The 15,589-nt window shown below is 28.0% G+C and carries 15 protein-coding genes; 12 read left to right on the forward strand and 3 right to left on the reverse strand.

What is annotated here, in order from left to right; translation table 11 throughout:
- Positions 1 to 153: 153 nt before the first annotated feature.
- From BN1865_RS11465 to BN1865_RS11490, 6 genes are all read left to right on the forward strand, one after another.
- Entirely contained in the window at positions 154 to 3,225 is a 3,072-nt protein-coding gene (locus BN1865_RS11465; protein ID WP_050637375.1) for an ABC transporter ATP-binding protein/permease, read from the forward strand.
- Positions 3,226 to 3,549: 324 nt separating this feature from the next.
- A complete protein-coding gene (locus BN1865_RS11470; protein ID WP_050637376.1) occupies positions 3,550 to 4,224 on the forward strand; it encodes a LytR/AlgR family response regulator transcription factor in 675 nt (224 codons plus the stop codon).
- Between the two features lie 520 nt (positions 4,225 to 4,744).
- Positions 4,745 to 5,479 (forward strand): sensor histidine kinase, encoded by a 735-nt coding sequence (locus BN1865_RS18425; protein WP_198527277.1) that lies wholly within the window; start codon positions 4,745 to 4,747, stop codon positions 5,477 to 5,479.
- Between the two features lie 81 nt (positions 5,480 to 5,560).
- Entirely contained in the window at positions 5,561 to 5,839 is a 279-nt protein-coding gene (locus tag BN1865_RS11480; RefSeq protein WP_255351765.1) for a lactococcin 972 family bacteriocin, read from the forward strand.
- Positions 5,840 to 5,851: 12 nt separating this feature from the next.
- Positions 5,852 to 7,864 (forward strand): hypothetical protein, encoded by a 2,013-nt coding sequence (locus tag BN1865_RS11485; RefSeq protein WP_050637379.1) that lies wholly within the window; start codon positions 5,852 to 5,854, stop codon positions 7,862 to 7,864.
- The gene (locus BN1865_RS11490) at positions 7,861 to 8,493 is read left to right on the forward strand and encodes a putative bacteriocin export ABC transporter (RefSeq protein ID WP_050637380.1); all 633 of its coding nucleotides are present in this window, start codon (positions 7,861 to 7,863) and stop codon (positions 8,491 to 8,493) included. Before BN1865_RS11485 ends, BN1865_RS11490 begins: the two co-directional genes overlap by 4 nt.
- A 24-nt stretch (positions 8,494 to 8,517) precedes the next feature.
- Here the strand turns inward: BN1865_RS11490 and BN1865_RS18430 are convergent, their stop codons facing one another.
- Positions 8,518 to 8,889 carry an SWIM zinc finger family protein gene (locus BN1865_RS18430; protein WP_082189979.1) on the reverse strand — a complete coding sequence of 124 codons (372 nt, stop codon included), beginning with the start codon at positions 8,887 to 8,889 and terminating at the stop codon, positions 8,518 to 8,520.
- A 148-nt stretch (positions 8,890 to 9,037) separates the two neighbouring features.
- On the reverse strand, positions 9,038 to 9,181 hold the full coding sequence (locus BN1865_RS18435) for a hypothetical protein (protein WP_157844125.1): 144 nt from the start codon (positions 9,179 to 9,181) through the stop codon (positions 9,038 to 9,040).
- 206 nt (positions 9,182 to 9,387) lie between these two features.
- Between BN1865_RS18435 and BN1865_RS11495 the strand changes: the two genes are divergently transcribed.
- The 4 genes from BN1865_RS11495 to BN1865_RS11510 are packed head-to-tail and all read left to right on the forward strand — an operon-like array spanning position 9,388 to position 11,499.
- Positions 9,388 to 9,822, forward strand: a complete 435-nt coding sequence (locus tag BN1865_RS11495; protein WP_232780383.1) for a nucleotide triphosphate diphosphatase NUDT15 — start codon at positions 9,388 to 9,390, stop codon at positions 9,820 to 9,822.
- Position 9,823: 1 nt separating this feature from the next.
- Positions 9,824 to 10,663 (forward strand): Cof-type HAD-IIB family hydrolase, encoded by an 840-nt coding sequence (locus BN1865_RS11500; protein WP_050637381.1) that lies wholly within the window; start codon positions 9,824 to 9,826, stop codon positions 10,661 to 10,663.
- Positions 10,653 to 11,186 carry a methylated-DNA--[protein]-cysteine S-methyltransferase gene (locus tag BN1865_RS11505; protein ID WP_050637382.1) on the forward strand — a complete coding sequence of 178 codons (534 nt, stop codon included), beginning with the start codon at positions 10,653 to 10,655 and terminating at the stop codon, positions 11,184 to 11,186. Before BN1865_RS11500 ends, BN1865_RS11505 begins: the two co-directional genes overlap by 11 nt.
- 1 nt (position 11,187) lies before the next feature.
- On the forward strand, positions 11,188 to 11,499 hold the full coding sequence (locus BN1865_RS11510) for an MGMT family protein (protein WP_050637383.1): 312 nt from the start codon (positions 11,188 to 11,190) through the stop codon (positions 11,497 to 11,499).
- A gap of 3 nt (positions 11,500 to 11,502) precedes the next feature.
- Here BN1865_RS11510 and BN1865_RS11515 read toward each other — a convergent pair whose 3' ends face one another.
- Positions 11,503 to 13,401 (reverse strand): EAL domain-containing protein, encoded by a 1,899-nt coding sequence (locus BN1865_RS11515; RefSeq protein WP_050637384.1) that lies wholly within the window; start codon positions 13,399 to 13,401, stop codon positions 11,503 to 11,505.
- Between the two features lie 252 nt (positions 13,402 to 13,653).
- Here BN1865_RS11515 and BN1865_RS11520 point away from each other — a divergent pair, with 252 nt between their 5' ends.
- Together BN1865_RS11520 and BN1865_RS11525 are read left to right on the forward strand one after the other, a co-directional pair.
- Positions 13,654 to 14,190, forward strand: a complete 537-nt coding sequence (locus BN1865_RS11520; RefSeq protein ID WP_050637385.1) for a hypothetical protein — start codon at positions 13,654 to 13,656, stop codon at positions 14,188 to 14,190.
- Positions 14,191 to 14,219: 29 nt separating this feature from the next.
- Positions 14,220 to 15,569, forward strand: coding sequence for a transglutaminase-like domain-containing protein (locus BN1865_RS11525; RefSeq protein WP_050637386.1), 1,350 nt, complete (start codon positions 14,220 to 14,222; stop codon positions 15,567 to 15,569).
- Positions 15,570 to 15,589 lie beyond the last annotated feature (20 nt).

Genomic DNA, 15,589 nt, shown 5'->3' on the forward strand with positions numbered 1-15,589 from the left:
TTTGAAAATATTGAGATGATATGATGATTTATTGAATGATGGAGTAAGTTATATAAAGAATATTTCAAAAATAAAGTCATAAAATGAATATGTTCATCTTGTATTCAAAAAACAAGGACTATAATATATACAAATAGAAAAGGAGGCAAACAAATGCTTCAGATAAAAGATATACACAAAGAATATAAAACAGGGAATTTAATTCAAAAAGCACTTGATGGAGTGAGTTTGAATTTGCGTGATAATGAGTTTGTGGCTATTTTAGGGCCTAGTGGATCAGGGAAAACAACGCTTTTAAATATTATTGGTGGACTTGACCGTTATGATCAAGGGGATTTAATTATTAATGGAATTTCAACTAAAAAATATAAAGATCGTGATTGGGACTCTTATCGTAATCATACGATTGGATTTGTTTTTCAAAGTTATAATTTAATTCCGCATCAAACAGTTTTAGCGAATGTAGAACTTGCATTAACGATATCAGGTATTTCTAAAGCAGAACGTCGTAAAAGAGCAGAACAGGCACTTGAGCAAGTTGGATTAGGAAATCAAGGACATAAGAAGCCAAATCAAATGTCTGGTGGACAAATGCAACGTGTTGCAATTGCTCGTGCTTTAGTTAATGACCCTGATATTCTTTTGGCTGATGAACCAACAGGTGCATTAGATAGTGATACCAGTGTACAGGTTATGGAATTATTAAAAGATGTTGCAAAAGATCGTTTGGTTGTTATGGTTACACATAATCCTGAACTAGCTGAAACATATGCAACACGTATTGTTGAATTGCGTGATGGAACAATTCGTAGTGACACAGATCCATATGAAGTAAGTGAACATGATTTAGAGAAACCAAGACATGAAAACATGGGAAAATCTTCAATGTCTTTTATGACTTCACTGTTGCTAAGTTTTAATAATTTAAAAACTAAGAAAGCGCGTACCATTTTAACATCTTTTGCTGGTTCGATTGGAATTATTGGGATTGCATTAATCTTATCTCTTTCAAATGGAGTTAATGAATATATTCAATCAATAGAAGAAGAAACTTTATCTGAATATCCTTTACAGATTCAAAGTTCTGGTTTTGATATTACTTCTATGATGACGGATGTTAATCCTCATCAAAAAGAAAAAGATGATACAAAAATCCAAGTTTCACAAATGATTACCAATATGTTTTCTAAGATTGGATCTAATGATTTAACATCATTAAAGGAATATCTTGATAGTGGTAAAAGCGATATAGCTAAGAATACAAATTCAATTGAATATACTTACAATATTGCTCCCCAAATATATAGTGCTGATACAAATAATGTAAGACAAGTCAATCCTGATAAATCATTTTCATCTCTAGGTTTTGGTTCATCAACAAGCAGTAATAGTATGATGTCATCAATGATGAGTACAGATACTTTCTATCAAATGCCTAGTAATGCAAAACTATATGAAGATCAATATGATATGAAAGCAGGAAGATGGCCTAGCAATTATAATGAATGTGTATTGGTTTTATCAAAAAATGGAAACATTAATGATTTTATGTTATATACATTAGGACTTCGTGATTATTCTGAATTAGAAAAGATGATTCAGCAGTTTTCTAAGGAAGAAGATGTTGATGTTCCAGATAATATAGAATCATTTACTTATAATGATATGCTGGGTATTACATTTAAGCTTGTGAATGCGACTGATTATTATCAATATGATAAGTCATATAATGTTTATAAAGATAAAACAGATGATCAAAAATATATGAAAAATCTTATTCAAAATGGAGAAGATATAAAAATCGTTGGGGTTGTTCAACCAACAGAAAGTGCTTCAGCAACAATGTTAAAAACAGGAATTGGTTATCCTGCAACATTAACAACACATGTCATTGAACAAGCCAAATCAAGTGAAATTGTTCAAAAACAATTAGAAAATACAAATATTGATATTTTCACTGGTAAAGAATTTAGCAGTAAAGAAAATAACAAATTAGATATGAATTCATTGTTTACAGTTGATGCTAAAATGCTTCAAAAAGCTTTTACATTTGATCAAAGTAAATTAAAATTTGATATGGGTAATCTTGATTTAAGTCAATTACAATTAGATACTTCAACATTACCAGCATTAGATTTTAACAGTATCTTTAAAGATATGAAGATTAATATTTCTCAAGAACAAGTTAATGCCATGAGTCAAAATATTATGACTCAATTTCAACAATATGTTAAAGATAATGGATTTACGAATCCAGATGAAATGAATAGCTATTTTATGAAATATTTACAAACAGAATCTGCTCAATCACTTATTCAAAGTGAAATGACAAAACTTTTACAGGAAAGTGGTTTAACAGAACAATTCCAGACTCAACTGCAAAAACAAATGCAAACAATTATGGCACAATATATGTCAACCATTACAAAATCAATGCAAGAACAAATCAGTGCTCAGATGACTAAACAAATGGGAAGTTTAGCAGCAAGTATGCAAGATGCGATTAAAATTGATGCCAGTGCATTTGGTAAAGCCATTAAAATGAATATGGATACAGATGAATTATCAGAATTAATGATGTCATTAATGACAACAGAAACATCATCTTATGATGGAAATCTGAAAAATTTAGGATATGCTGATTTTGATAAACCAAGTGGTATTAATATTTATCCAAAGGATTTTGAAAATAAGCAGAAAGTTATTGATATTTTAGATAATTATAATGAAGATATGAAAAAAGTAGATGAAGATAAAGTGATATCATATACAGATTATGTGGGAACTCTTATGTCTTCAGTTACAGATATTATTAATGTCATTAGTTATGTTTTAATTGCTTTTGTTGCAATATCATTAGTTGTTTCTTCAATTATGATTGGAGTTATTACTTATATTAGTGTTCTTGAACGTAAAAAAGAAATTGGAATATTACGTGCAATTGGTGCATCCAAGAAAAATATATCTCAAGTCTTTAATGCAGAAACATTTATTATTGGCTTGTTAGCAGGTGTTTTAGGAATTGTGATTACTTTGATATTATTAATTCCAAGTAATATGCTTATCCATGAAATTGCTGGTAACGTTGATGTAAGTGCGACATTACCAGTTGCTGGTGGGGTTATTTTGATTGTCTTAAGTGTTATTTTAACATTGATAGGAGGATTAATTCCATCTAAAAAAGCGGCTCAGGAAGATCCTGTTACAGCACTTCGTACAGAATAATATATTTTATTATTTATCAATAAGATTAAAAGCCAACAATTTTGTTGGCTTTTAATCTTATTGAAACAAAGACTTTAATTCTTATCTTCAAGAACATATTGACTCATGTTTTGATTTTTCTATCAAATCATTTAAATTCATTACTCATAAGTGAATTCATTGAAATACGTCTTATTTTAAAGTATATAATACAACATAATCAGAACACTCATAATAAATAAAAACTTATAAGAATAAGGAGTGTTTATGTGATTTTGTTTGATTTGTTGAAATATAATAGTTCATATGATAGTATAAGAGCACTAATTATTTCTGGAGGAAAAGATGAGAATAGGTATACTAGATGATGATGAAGTTTGGCAAAAAATACTTTATAAACATATTTCAAATTTATCAATCAAATTAAATATGAATATCGAAATAGAAGTATATAGAAACTATAATGAATTAAAAGATTATCCTAAAAAAATTGACATACTTTTATTAGATATAGATATGCCTGAGTTTTCTGGAATAGAGATTAAAGAATCCCTTCCAAAATATGTATCAAGAATTATATTCGTGACCAATTATGATAAATACATGCTAAGAGCTTTTGGAGATAAAGTTTATGGGTTTGTCAAAAAAGATCAACTTGAATTATTAGATGAATATATTCAAAAAATATATGAACTAGGAAGTTATGCAAATAAAATACTTGTAAACAATGAGTATATAGATCTTGAATCTATATATTATTTAAAATCAGATAATATATACACGATTATTGGTTGCTCGGATGAAATAATGATAAGGAAAGGATTAAGTGAATTTGAAAATGAATTAAGAAAGGATATTTTTGTAAGAGTGCATAGGTCATATATTATTAATTTTCAGCATGTTGTATCTATTAGTTGCAAGGGTATTGTTTTAGATAATAATATGTGTATCAAGATAAGACGGGGATATGTTAAAGAGATAAAGAGAAAATATATTGAATATATGTTGGGGTCTCAATGAAATGTTGATTACTATTAATGTGTTTAAATACTCTATTGAATTCGTTGCTTATCTTATTTTTATAATACATATTTTAGAATATAAGAGAATTGATTCTAAAATAAAAATAGGATTGATAATTTTGATGTTTAGTATACTCAATGTCACTTTCTCTCAATATATTTATGGAAATTTTTTGGTTGGTTTCATATTTTTATGTCTATTGATAAATGAAAATATAATAAAACGTATTTTTAGTGCTTTGATGTCAATTATAAGTATATCTACACTTACTTTTATACCGTATTATTTTATTAAAGGGAAAAATGAAGTTATACAAATTATTGCAGAAATATTAATATATCTATTTATTATAGTGTTAGTCTATTTAGTAGAAAAGATGAAAATTGTTGAAATATTAAGAACAAGACCTCTTATTGGTACATTAAATATAATAACACTATTATTTTTTGTTTTTTCATTATATGTTTTTCTCAATAGAAACAATATTATATTTGGAAGAGTCACTTTTTTTAATCTTATGTTATCTATAATTTTGTGGTTAGCAAGTATAGTATATTGCTTAATTTATACATCTCATGAAAAAATGAAAATAAGATTAGAAAATGAAAACTCACAAAAAGATTCTATAATATATATGCAGGAAACTTATTATCAGTCAATTTTAGAAAATTATGAAAATCTTAGAAAGTTTAAACATGACATAAGTGCATATTTGGCAACTGTTCAATATTTATTGAATAATAAGAATTACAGTGAACTTAATGATTATCTTAAAAGTTTTAATCAAGAAATATCTGAAATGCAAAATGACCATTTGACAAATAATGATATGATTAATGCTGTTATTATGCAATTATATAATCATATAAAGGATAATAATATACGATTTGAAATTCATGATTACACAGAACGTGAAATAAAGATGGAATCTATAGAAATTGTGTCATTGTTTTATAATTTATTGAATAATGCAATAGAGGCTGCTAAACAATCATTGAGTAAAGAAATAACAATAACAATAAAATCAAGTAAAAATAGTGTAGCAATAAAATTAGAAAATAGTGTTTCGAATGAATTTAATATTGAAGATATATATAATTATAGGACTTCTAAAAATGATAAGAAAAATCATGGGATTGGTTTGGTAAATATGAATAAGATAATAGAAAAATATGATGGTTTTATTAACTATCATGTAGAAGAACAATTAATTAGTGAAATCATAATATTTGATGGAAAAAATGCACTTTAGAACATATTTGTACGTTTAACAACAATATGATTTTTAATTACTCTTTTTTATAGTATGTTTTCTCTATAAGAAGAAAAAATAATTGCATCTTTCGCAGTTGTCATGACGTTGATAACGGCAGTATCAAATGTAAATGCTTTAGTTGCTATTGATACATCAACACAGAAATGGGAAAAAGGTGTGGGAACGAATTTTTATGTTTATTATTGGCATAAAACAAAACGACACTACGCAAATGCAATGATGAATGATAAATACAGTGATAGGGTTTATGCAAATAAAAATGTATGGGCTAAGGCATCATCTCCAGGATCATGGGGAGGGTATAGTTCAAACCATTCGAATTATGGTTATGATTAATTAGGAGAATCTATGAAAAAAACATTAAGAATTTTGGTTGCTATTTATACAATTGTTTTATTTGTTCCTCAATTTGCACAGGCAGGGATTCGTGATTTTGAAAATAAAATATATGCAGAAAAGCAGTTTGAAAATGTAATGACAATTCAGATTGGACAAGATATTAAGACACAAAATTCTCAAAATGTTTTAAGTCATATTAAGGGTGTTATGGATGAATATCATTCTAGCATCTTTTTTACTAAAAATGAGAGTAACAAATATCATAAATATATTTATACGAATAGTCAAGACTACTTTCAAAAATTGGGAATTAATGGATATCAATCTATTGATTTATTACAATCACAATATAGTCTGGATATTCAGCCATTAGACAATATTGTAGAGAAGCATTCTGTAAATGGTGAAGCAGTCATTGTATGTAATCAAACTCAATCAAAAAGAATTAAAGAGGCTTTGGAAAATGTTTTAGACACTCAAATTGATATTGTTAATGATGAGATGAATACAATGGATTATTCAATGTTTGCAATATTGATTATGATTTCATTCACAATTTTGTTATTATTAATCATTATTTATGATATGTATCAAAAATATAAATTATTTTCAGTTAAAAAACTGTGTGGTTTTTCACATGGAGATATTTGGTTAGATGAAATAACGCGGTTATTAATGACTTGTATTTGTATTTTATTTCCAGGATATACTTTTTTGACATTTATTATGACTCAAAAGTTAAATGATGATGTTATACAATTTTTAATGACAAGTTATCAGATGGTGATTATAGCAATTGTTTTGATTTTTGTTTTTGCTTCTGTAGCGATATTGATTTTTTCTCATGTGAAAATAGGTGAATATTTAAAAGGGAAGAGTATTTCTGATTCATTTTTATATTTTAATCAATTCATAATGGCTCTTTTGATTATGGTTGGAATTATGTTATCTATGAATGCAACATCCTATATTGAATCGATTATGGCAAGAATTTATAATTCTAGTCAATGGGAAACTATGCAAAATTACTATATTATTCCTACTATTCAACAAACAGAAGGAGATGAATCAATTGCCCAATCAGAATGGTTAAAAAATAGTAAAAAAGCATTTATTGAATTAAGCCATCAAGGGACAATATATGCGGATTTTAATGATTATTTTGATGATGGAAGTATTGAAGAGGGATATTATTATCAATCAAGGATTCCTATTGTCAATAATGAATATCTTAAAGTTAACAAAATTGTAAATAGTCAAGGAAAAGTTATTTGTATTGATGAAAAAGAAGAAAGACAAGTGCTTTTAGTTCCAGATGATGATAAATATGATAAAGTACGACTGGCAGAAGATATTAAAAATATAGGTTATGAAAAAAATGATGATGTTATTTTTGTTTATTATAAATGTCAACAAAGTTTTTTTAGTTATAATTCAAGAGTTATTCATGACTATACCAATAGTTTAAAAAATATTGTTGTTGCAGTTCGTACAGAAAATAATGGTGATGATATAGACTATGATCGGATAATGGGATATAAAGGAAATCCATTAAAAATAAAAGCAAAGGACAAAAATGAAGTGATATCTGTACTTAAAAAATATGGATTAGAAAAATACCCAGTCCAGGTTATATCTGCTTACGATGACATGGCGGATTTAAATAATAATGAAATGATAACAACAATATGTTTGATTTTAACTATTGGTTTGTTAATAGTGTTGATGGGTAAGGCTATTTATCAAGGACTTTATTGCTATGTTAATATAAATCAAAAATTAATTGCTGTAAAAAAACTACATGGTTTTTCTCTATTAAAACAATATGATCGTTATTTTCTGCTTAATTTAAGTATGTTCTTTTTCATTGCATTTGCCTTAATTTTCTTACAGTATCATATATTAATGGTTTTACTTTTTGTTATGTTCGCAATTTTATACTGGATTACGCTTTTTGTCATAAAAATAAAGAGGTCAAAAGAGTATTATACATCATCAATTTTAAAAGGAGAATCGTTATGATAGAGGTAAAAAATATATGTAAAGCTTATGGTGAAAATATAATATTTAATCATCTCAATTTGAAGATAGAGACTGGAAGTATGAATGCGATAGTTGGTAAAAGTGGGAGTGGAAAAACGACACTTCTAAATATTATTGGTTTGCTAGAAGATTTTGATGAAGGTGAGGTACTTATTGAGGGGCAACCTATTGTTTTTCAATCAAAAGAAGCAACTATGACGTTAAGATTTAAGATTTCATATTTATTTCAAAATTTTGCTTTAATAGATTCTATGAGTGTCATAGATAATTTGAAAATTGCTTTAGAATATAAAGATATGAAAAAGAAAGAGAAAATGAAGTGTATAAAAGAAGCGTTGGAGAAAGTTGGATTAGCAAATTATGAAAATAGAAAGATCTATACATTGTCAGGAGGACAACAACAACGCGTTGCAATAGCAAGAGTTATTATTAAAGATAGTCCGATTGTTTTATGTGATGAACCCACGGGCTCTCTTGATCATGAAAATGCACAAGATATTATGAATATTTTAAAAGAAATGTGTTATCAAGGGAAAACAGTTGTAATTGTGACACATGATAATCATATCTCTCAACAATGTGATCGCATTATTGAATTATCTAAATGATTAAAAGCCAACAATTGTTGGCTTTTAATCTAATTGAAACAAAGTCTTTAAATCTTTATCTTCAAGAATACGTTTAGATTTCTGTTTTGATTTTTCTATCAAATCATCTACATTTTCACCTAATGCTTTACTAATAAGTGAATCCATTGAAATGCCTCTTAATTTAAAGAATAAAGAAGGATCATTATCTAAAATAATACTGGTAGCATAAAGAATAGATGCAGCATGTTTACATAACACAGCATAATCAGGACAGTCACAATAAATTTGAATTTGCGATGGTGATGGGAAGAGACCATGATCTTGAATGAAGAAAATATCTTTTAGTTGATTGAAAAATATCCCTGATATTAATTGTTCTAATGAATCAATATGATGTCCACAAGCTTTTTGAATTTTCTTCCAATCACAGGGTCCATAGAATCAGTTGTTATTTTAACATGATAGATTTTTCTGCCACTTCCAGATATATCACCATAAATATAGCCTTCTTCAATTCCAAAATCAAAAATAACTTCAGCTTTAATGTATTTCTTATTACGTCCTAAATGATTCTCATAATTAGCATATCTAAGAGTTGATCATTTTTTTCTCCAATTGTTCCTTCACAGATAAACATACGGATAATGACATGTGATGCCTTTATTAAATTTAAACCAATGCCACCCGCTTTAATAGATAAAACCATATAAGGAATATAATCATCACTTTGGAATAATTCAACAGCTTCTTTTCTGAAAAACTTTGAATGAGTTGAAATGGCTGGTAGTTATTGATGAAAGTTGTCAATAGCATTATCTGGATTTTTAAAATAGCATTTAGAATTTGATTGCAGAATTCAGTTTTTATATTGATTGAAGAATATGATTCATGTAAGATAATGGAGAGGTGATCATGGTGAATGAAATGATTAAAGTTGGAATAGGTGTCATGATTTTAAAAGAACATCACATATTATTAGGACATCGTGTGAAGAATGGTCAAGATACAGGCGGTATTTATGAACCGGATAGTTGGTGTTTGCCAGGAGGTAAACAGGAATATAATGAAACGATATTTGAATGTGCACAAAGAGAAGTAAAAGAAGAAACGAATTTGGATATTGATGATATGATGGTATTTGGTGCTATAGATGATATTCAGCCAAATAAACATTTTGTAACAATCTGGGTTATTGCTAAAGAGTGTCAAGGAACTTTACAGGTTATGGAAAAAGATAAGCAAGATGCTTGGGCATGGTATTCTCTTGATGAATTACCAGAATATTTATACTCACCATCACAAAAATTTATTGATGCGTATCTTAAAAGTATGAAAAAGGAGCTATAAAATGAAAACACTGTATGTATCAGATTTAGATGGAACATTATTAAGAAGTGATGAGAGAACATCTGATTATACTAATCAGATTATTAATGAATGTGTTAAAAAAGGAATGTTATTTTCATATGCAACGGCTAGATCATATCATACTTCGCAAAAGGTCACAAAAGGACTTAATGCTAAAATACCATTGATTGTATATAATGGTGTTTTCATTAAAGATAATGTTACTGGTGAAATTATTAAAGCACATTATTTTAGTGAGGATATCAAATTATTAATAGATGAATTGCTTGAAAATCATATTTATCCGATTGTTTATGCATATATTGATAATCAGGAAAAATTCTCATTTGTAGAAGAAAAGTCAAGTCAAGGCATTATGAATTTTGTTATGACACGTAGTGGAGATTCAAGAATGAATCCTATTTTAGAACAAGGTTTATTATATGAAGGAAATATTTTCTATATTACTTGTATTGATGATTATGAAAAATTGTTACCTTTTTATAAAAAATATCAAGATCAATATCACTGTGTTTTTCAAAAAGATATTTATACTCAAGAACAATGGCTAGAATTTATGCCAAAATCAGCATCTAAAGCGAATGCAGTTCAACAATTAAAAGAATATTATCAATGTGATCATGTTGTTGTTTTTGGTGATGGATATAATGATCAAGATATGTTTCAAATTGCTGATGAATGTTATGCAGTGAGTAATGCAGTAGAGGAATTGAAACAAATGGCAACTGATGTTATAGGGCATCATGATGAAGATGGTGTGGCTAAATGGTTAAAACAACATACCATTTTAGATAAGGAGGGGCTTTTAAATGATATATAAAACAGATTATGATTCACCCATTGGGAAAATGATTTTAGCAAGTGACGGACAAGCACTTATTGGATTGTGGTTATATAATCAAAAATATTTTTTAGGTCAATTACATGAAGAATTGGTTGAAAAAGATGATTTGAATGTTTTTCATTTAACAAAACAATGGTTAGATCAGTATTTTAATCAGCAAAAGCCATCAATCACAAATCTTCCTTTAGCCCCTAGAGGAAGTAAGTTTCAAAAAGATGTCTGGCAAATTCTTTGTGAAATCCCTTATGGAGAGGTCGTTACATATGGGAGTATCGCTAGCCAGATGGCACAAAAAATGAAGCGTGAAACAATGTCAGCACAAGCAGTAGGTGGAGCAGTTTCACATAATCCTATTTCTATTATTATTCCTTGTCATCGTGTTGTTGGATCAAATGGGAATTTAACTGGATATGCTGGCGGAATTGATAAGAAAATCAAATTGCTAGAATTAGAAGGTCTCCATATTGTCCATGAAAAGATTTGTAAAAAAGGACGATAAGATGAGCACATTGAATGAAGAATTTATTTTTCAGATTTTATCTATTGTGAATGAAATTCCTTATGGCTGTGTTGCAACTTATGGTCAAATTGCAAAATTATCTGGTCATGATAAAAATGCACGATTAGTTGGAAAAGTCTTAGGTTTATCTGAATATTATGGACGTTTTCCTTGTCATCGTGTTGTTAATAGTTATGGGCGTTTAGTCCCTGGTTGGTTAGAACAAAAGCCATTATTATTAAATGAAGGAATTACATTTAAAAACAATGGCTGTGTTAATATGACGAAACATCAATGGAAAATTGGAGAATAGTCACTATGTATGATTTTTAATAAAATGAATTAATTCATTAGCTGGTAAAGGTTTTGAATAATAGTATCCTTGTAAGCTATCAACTTGAAGATTGCTTAAAAAATGGGCTTGTGCCTGAGTTTCTACCCCTTCTACAACAATATGATAATTTAATTTTTGAAACATAGATAAAGTTGTTGTTAAAATAATTTGAGATTTATCATTTGTCAAAGCGGTATTTAATAAGGTTTTATCAATCTTGATAATTTGAAAAGGAAGACTAAGAATATATTGCATAGATGAATAACCAGTGCCATAATCATCTAGTGAAAAACATATTCCAAAATCAACTAGCTTTTTCATATTTTCAATACATATATTTTGTTCTAATATTGATGCTGTTTCAGTTAATTCAAAACATAACCGCTTAGGATTTACATTTTTTTGCTGACAAAGCTGAATAACATCATCAGCAAAAGTTTCCTGCATACATTGAATCGCTGATAGATTGATTGAAACTTTTTGGATATCTTGAAATTGATAATGCTTCATAAAATCAAAGACTTCATTCATAATTAAATACCCTAAATCAATAATAGAGCCATTGCTTTCAGCATAATGAATAAATTCATCTGGCGGAATATACCCATATGCTGGTATATGTAATCTTGCAAGTGCTTCTAAAGAAGTATAAGTTTGTTCAATAGGTGAATAAATAGGCTGATAATGCATTTCTAATGTCTTGTTCTCAATCGCAAGATGAATTGCTTTTTCTATTTCTGTTTTGCGTTTAAGAGCCATATTGACAGCTTCATCAACTCTTATCAGATGACCATGTTCTCTTTTTTTAGATTCAATAATAGCATAATCAATCATCTTAATGAGTTGAGTAGGATCTTGTGGGTATAGCTTTGAATAAAGCAAACAAATAGATATGCTTAAATGAATATTCATATGATTAATAAACCAAGGTTCCTGAAAACGATCTTGAATATTTTTTAAGATTTTTTCTGTTAACTGTGTTTTAGGAATAATTAAAGTAAAAATATCTCCATTAGTACGATATAGTTTTTGATGTGGTGTTACTGTCTTAAGATATTGAGCCACATTTTTTAATAACATATCGCCACTATCAACCCCAAATATATCATTGACTGATTTAAAATCATCAATTGAAATAACCAAAAGATGAAATTCATTCATTAATAAATACATATTATTTAATTCACTAATAAACGCATTACGATTCATTGTATTAGTAAGTGCATCAGTAAAATAATCAGGATTTTCAAAACTAAAATATAAAATCAATAATGACATGACTAAACCAATACCAGTCATTAATAATTCACGATGAAAGAATTGAATGAGTAATCCAATAACAGTAATCAGTGTAATGCTCAAGATTGTGACAAAGAGATATTTGTCCATCTTTTTTTTATAAAAAATTGAAATAACTAAACCAGCTAACATACAAAACGCACCATTAATATAAAGTAAAATTTGCCAGTTACCTTGAGTATATACATTCATAGCATCATAATAGAAAATAGCATGAGACCAGGGGTTTGTAAATAAGAAAGCTAAAGTTATAAAAGTTGGCAAATAGAAGATCCAAATGATTTTCTTGTAATGAAAACGTGTTAAAGTAATAATATATGTCAAAAAGATCACTGGTAAAATGATTTGTAGAAATTGATAAGACCAGTTTAGTAAATAGTCAATACTATGAGGAATGATGTGGGAATAATATGAACTCAAGACAGTTAAAATATCTAAAACAATATCAAAAAAAATAAGTAAAAGATAAAGAGCATAAATTTTACTTCTTTCTTGAACATGTTGTCTTTTTATGAAAAAGTAGATAATCAAAATAGATAAGATGACTAAAGAGCTTATTTCAAAATCAATATTAAAATGCATGATTATACCCCACCTTCTTTCTTTATTTTACTTGTGAATTGAAATGAAAGCAAATCATTTTTAAAAATGAAAAAATATTGCATTAAGCAAATGATATGATATAATAAAAATAGAAGATGACTTTGAGCAGAAAAGAAATGTTACAGGATGAAAAACCTGACGAGAGCTGGAATAAACCAGGGTTTCTTGGATGTTAGAGAGGTAAGGATCAATTTGATTCTTACTTTTTTTAATTATAACTAGGAGGATATTATGGCACAGTATGTTTATGTAACAATAGCAACCAAAATAGTAGTGAAGAAGACAGGACATTATTATTTTGGTGGAATGGAGTATACAATGGAACAAATTAGAGAAAAACTGGAAAATACTTTTAATTTATCATTGTATAATATTTATGAGAATAGTGAATATGTAGGCTTTGTTATGAAACCAGAAATTATTAAACAATATCTTTATGATTTTTTGTATGAACAATCATTTCATTTATTGTGTGGTGATGAGATAAGAAATGAATTAGAAAATATTCGGGATCTAGATGAAGAAATGATCGTGTATATGTTAAGAAATAATCAATTAAAGTATATCCATTATATAGATTTTGATGTGATGAAGTCAGATTATATAGCATATGATCTAGAAATATATTTAGAAGGTGTTAATTATTTAAGTGATGGTAAGATAAAAATGGAGTTATATGCTGAATTATTTCAGTATATTAATCAAATGATTAGAAAAAGTTCTACGAATCCATTAAAAGATGCAGTTTATATTATGATTGTGGGATAATCATGATATAATATTATCGAGGTGATTTTATGGATATAAAAACATTAAATATTCCTTTGCCAGAAGATTTAATGAAATTAAAGTGGAATGGACAATTTGATTTATTGAAGGAAATGATTGATATAAGAGTCAAAAAAGATATTCCTTTACAATTAAAAGAACGATTATTATTAGAAAAAGAAATTATTGATGATTTGAAAAGAGAATATATTTATACAAGAGATGAAGCTATAGAGATTCTTAAAGATAAAATAAGAGATTTTCAGGAAAGTGAATTTGATGAATTGTTTAAAGAGAGTGCTTTTGAATTTATATTTGAAGAAGGCATCATGAAATTCAAGAATGATTTTTATGATAATTTAATAAAAACAAGAAAAGCATATGCACAAAGACATAAAGAGGAAATATCTTATGCAAATTATGAATTGTTGGATCAAGTCATTACAAAAATGAAAGAGGAAGGTGAACTTTCATATAAAATACATGTGAAAGTTGCATTGAAAATAAAACCAGAATATGAAAAGATTGGGAAAGTGATTCGTGTTTGGTTGCCAATTCCAATAGAATATGCTCAGGTTGAAGAATTTCATATTATAAAAACAACGCCAGAAGCGACACTTATTAATGATTCTCATACAAATCATCGAAGTGTTTATTTTGAAGTACCATTAGAACATAATCAAGAGTTTAGTGTAGAATATGAATTTATTAATCATTCTATTTATCAGGAGTTGGATGCTAATATTGTAACAGATGAACATCCTGATTGCTGTTTGGATGAAAAACTTCCACATGTTGTTTTTTCACCCTATCTTTGTGCTTTGGTAAAAGAAGTTGTTAAAGAAGAAACCAATCCACTATTAAAAGCTAAAAAAATATATGAGTATATCACAAGCCATATTATGTATTCATTTGTGAGACAATATGTAACTTTACCTCCTATACCAGAATATGTTGCAACTGGGTTGAAAGGGGATTGTGGTGTACAGGCAATTCTTTTTATAACAATGTGTCGTATTGCGGGGATACCAGCAACATGGCAGGCAGGACTATATGCAACACCACATGAAATTGGAAATCATGATTGGGCTAGATTTTATATTGCACCTTATGGCTGGCTCTATGCAGACTGCTCATTTGGTGGTAGCGGATATCGTAATGGTTCAAAGTTACGTCGTGATTTCTATTTTGGACATTTAGAACCATTTAGAATACCTAGCGCATGTGAATTTCAATGCGATTTAAACCCATCAAAGCAGTTTTTAAGAAGAGATCCTTATGATCATCAAACTGGAGAAGTGGAATATATTGATGAATTGATTCCACAAGATCACTATGAGATGACACAAAGTATCATCGAAATTAAAGAAAGTCATTAAAACTGTATTTGTAATACAGT

Source organism: Candidatus Stoquefichus sp. SB1, from assembly GCF_001244545.1.
Classification (GTDB): domain Bacteria; phylum Bacillota_I; class Bacilli_A; order Erysipelotrichales; family Coprobacillaceae; genus Stoquefichus.

Coding starts and splice junctions, on each gene's coding strand:
- BN1865_RS11465 (WP_050637375.1), top strand. CDS start 154: ATGCTTCAGATAAAAGATATACACAAAGAATATAAAACAGGGAATTTA.
- BN1865_RS11470 (WP_050637376.1), top strand. CDS start 3,550: ATGAGAATAGGTATACTAGATGATGATGAAGTTTGGCAAAAAATACTT.
- BN1865_RS18425 (WP_198527277.1), top strand. CDS start 4,745: ATGTTATCTATAATTTTGTGGTTAGCAAGTATAGTATATTGCTTAATT.
- BN1865_RS11485 (WP_050637379.1), top strand. CDS start 5,852: ATGAAAAAAACATTAAGAATTTTGGTTGCTATTTATACAATTGTTTTA.
- BN1865_RS11490 (WP_050637380.1), top strand. CDS start 7,861: ATGATAGAGGTAAAAAATATATGTAAAGCTTATGGTGAAAATATAATA.
- BN1865_RS18435 (WP_157844125.1), bottom strand. CDS start 9,181: ATGGTTTTATCTATTAAAGCGGGTGGCATTGGTTTAAATTTAATAAAG.
- BN1865_RS11495 (WP_232780383.1), top strand. CDS start 9,388: ATGGTGAATGAAATGATTAAAGTTGGAATAGGTGTCATGATTTTAAAA.
- BN1865_RS11500 (WP_050637381.1), top strand. CDS start 9,824: ATGAAAACACTGTATGTATCAGATTTAGATGGAACATTATTAAGAAGT.
- BN1865_RS11505 (WP_050637382.1), top strand. CDS start 10,653: ATGATATATAAAACAGATTATGATTCACCCATTGGGAAAATGATTTTA.
- BN1865_RS11510 (WP_050637383.1), top strand. CDS start 11,188: ATGAGCACATTGAATGAAGAATTTATTTTTCAGATTTTATCTATTGTG.
- BN1865_RS11515 (WP_050637384.1), bottom strand. CDS start 13,401: ATGCATTTTAATATTGATTTTGAAATAAGCTCTTTAGTCATCTTATCT.
- BN1865_RS11520 (WP_050637385.1), top strand. CDS start 13,654: ATGGCACAGTATGTTTATGTAACAATAGCAACCAAAATAGTAGTGAAG.
- BN1865_RS11525 (WP_050637386.1), top strand. CDS start 14,220: ATGGATATAAAAACATTAAATATTCCTTTGCCAGAAGATTTAATGAAA.